The organism is Chitinophaga sp., from assembly GCF_035564935.1.
Lineage (GTDB): Bacteria > Bacteroidota > Bacteroidia > Chitinophagales > Chitinophagaceae > Chitinophaga.
Genome location: NZ_DATMTE010000984.1, coordinates 1 through 2,748, shown reverse-complemented (window position 1 = coordinate 2,748; position 2,748 = coordinate 1). Strand labels below are relative to the sequence as shown.

3 protein-coding genes are annotated in these 2,748 nt (G+C 48.3%); all 3 read right to left on the bottom strand.

Annotated elements, in window-relative coordinates:
• Positions 1-638 (bottom strand): LysR family transcriptional regulator (locus VN105_RS25530; protein WP_325645577.1); only part of this gene is annotated, 638 nt, incomplete at its 3' end.
• Between the two features lie 11 nt (positions 639-649).
• Positions 650-1,447 carry a hypothetical protein gene (locus VN105_RS25525; RefSeq protein WP_325645575.1) on the bottom strand — a complete coding sequence of 266 codons (798 nt, stop codon included), beginning with the start codon at positions 1,445-1,447 and terminating at the stop codon, positions 650-652.
• A gap of 160 nt (positions 1,448-1,607) precedes the next feature.
• Positions 1,608-2,748: hypothetical protein (locus VN105_RS25520; RefSeq protein WP_325645574.1), on the bottom strand; the 1,141-nt coding region annotated here is incomplete at its 5' end.

The window sequence follows — 2,748 nt, the reverse complement described above, 5'->3', positions numbered from 1 at the left end:
CTTTTCTGAAGCCCTTTTTTGAGTGCTTCCAGGGTGCCGCTGCCGCGTTCCCTGATGGCTACAGGCATTTGCAGGATATCTTTCAGCGGGTAATTCTTTTTGCGGGCCAGCAGGTTATCACGGCTGCACACGGCTACGATCTGGTCTTTCAGGAAAGGCTGGTAGGTGATATTGCTCAGCTGTCCTTTTTCTTCGGTAACGCCGATATTAATTTCTTTGTCGAGCAGCGCCTGCAATACTATCTCACTGTTCCTGTTGAGCAGGGAAATATCCACCAGGGGGTATTCCCGGTGAAAGGCCGACATCACTTTGGGTAATATGTAAAGGGCGGCAGTGGTACTGGCGCCCAGGTTGAGCATGCCGGTAGCCTGCTGTTTGTCGTGGATCACCGAAATATCAAATTCCGTTTCCTGTTGAATATGCCGTACGGTAAGCAAACGGTTGTACAGCAGCTGCCCGGCTTCGGTCAGTTCTATCTGTAATCCTTTTCTTTCAAATAACTTGGTTTTATACTGTTCTTCCAGTCCTTTGATATGGGTGCTCACGGCCGGTTGGGAAATGAATAGGGCCTGGCTGGCTTTTGAAAAGCTTTTCTGGTGGGCTACTTCCATAAAGATCTGGTGACGGTTAGATAGCATGTGTGCAGATTTTAAGGGGCATATAAGATTTCTCTCCGGCGGATAAAGCGGACTTTGTCTTGATAACCCGTTACCTTATTGTTCATGATCTCTACTTTTTCTATCCAGTTGTGGTAGAGATCATAGGTAAATTCATACCGGTATACCGTTCTTTCTACGGTATCAGTGGTAGTGGTCCTGTCGGATATTTTTGTGATCAGGTGTCCCTGTTCATTATACTGGCAGATAGTAGTTTCCGTGGGATTATTATCATCTAAACCGGCGGTGTCCCTGAACTTATATTCCTCCAGTAATTGCTCACGGTGGTTGTACCTGCTCCTGGTGATTTCCTGTAATGCGCCGAAAGAATAGTAGCGGCTGATCTCTATCCGGCAGCCGTCGGTATCGGTATGGGTATTGGTTTCCCATTGCTCGTTGTAAGGATCTTCTTCTACGGGAGTGGGATCATTGTTTTCCATTTGTTGCAGTACGTTGCCGGATTCATCGTACAGGGTATAAAGGGTGTCTTCCCCATAATATTCTGTACAATCTTTCAGCTCCCCGTTTTCGAAATAACTGTTTTTGTAGATAGGTCCTTTGGTGGCGGAGGTCAGTGTTTTTTCCACCAGGTTTCCCTTATCGTCAAAAGTATACAACAGGGTTTTGTCCAGTTGATGACCTGCGGTATAATCTTCCCATTTGAGCAACAGGCCTTTTTCATCAAAAAAAGAAAGCTCATACCCGTAGTATTTGCCATCGGGGTCTGTGGTAGCGTATTTCATTTGCTTTACCGGCCCGGTCAGCTCGGTATCTGCCAATGTTTGTTTCATGGTACCTAAAGTTATTGGAAACAAAATAAACTTCCGCTATCCAGGTACTTATTTCTGTATGATATTTTTAAAAGGCGGTTATTTTTTGGGAGAAGATGGTAATGCAGTAATCCCTGCCTGTCCAGGCAGCCCTCACGGGGGCCGCCTGGCGGAAGGAGGGTTATTTATCAAAAATGACATTTTCGAATTTATCCAGTTTGGCCATGATTCCCCAGCCGTAGAAATCGTTGGCCAGGCCAATCAGTACTTCGTTGCTGCCGGCTACCAGCGGGAGTGCAAAGGAGGCGTTTTCAATGGAACAGCGGCCATCCGGTTGTTTGAGGATGGGGTAGCCGTAAAGGTTTTTATCGATATACACCGGTTTATCGTTTACAAATACCCATACTTCATCGCTGAAGCCGAGGTGCATATGCCGTGTTTGCGCCACGGTGGAACGGATATTTGTTTTCAGCCACACAATGCGCCGGGCGCGGTTTTCTGCGCTGCCAAACTTCCGGGTTACATTGATCAGTCCTGTTCTTTCGGCCCGGATGGTTTCCCAGGGGGCATCCTTACCTGGTATCCAGGCTTTACTGAAATCCACTTTTTCGGGAGTGATCATTGGCTGGGTGATTTGCCAGGTCCGCAGGTAAGAGGGATTGTTGTTGGTGATGTCGGTTCCTGCGCCCGGAGGGAGCCCTTCCGTTTGGTCCGGTTTCACCACTACGTTGGCAATAATGGTTTGCCCGTCGAATGCGATACCGCCATGCCAGGTATTGCCTTCCAGGTAAGGCACTTCCAGCGCGGGCTTTGAGGTATCGTTTACATATACGCGCATCTGCCTGCCGGAAATCACCAGCTTTACATGGTTCCAGTCGTCTTTATTGATCCATGCGGCGGTTTGGTACTGTGGCAGCATATCCCACATATTAATCCCATCAAGGGTGGGTGCATATTGCACCGCATTGTCGGTTCCCGAAACGAAAGTGCGGAAATAAAAGCATTCGTTTTCTTTACGGCTGGCGCGCCTGAAGTAGAACGAAGAGAACGGCGAGGAGGACAGCATATCGTATTCGATGGTGCCGTTTGTAAAATCCAGCTGTTTCGACACAACGGTATCGCTCTTATTCAGCAGCTTCATGGCCGGCACCGATTTATAGGTAGTGAACTCCACAGTGCCGGGTTGGAAAGACCAATGTTCGGCCCGGAGTGGTACCTTGATAACATCCTGGCTGCCGGCCGGGCTGTTTTTCTTTTTTTGTGCTGCTGCGCATAAAGGGAGCAAGAGGAATAAGCACGCGGTGCGGATTTTTGTCATGACG

Excerpts from the sequence above, each read along its gene's own strand:
- VN105_RS25525 (WP_325645575.1), bottom strand. The coding sequence starts at position 1,447 with ATGAAACAAACATTGGCAGATACCGAGCTGACCGGGCCGGTAAAGCAA.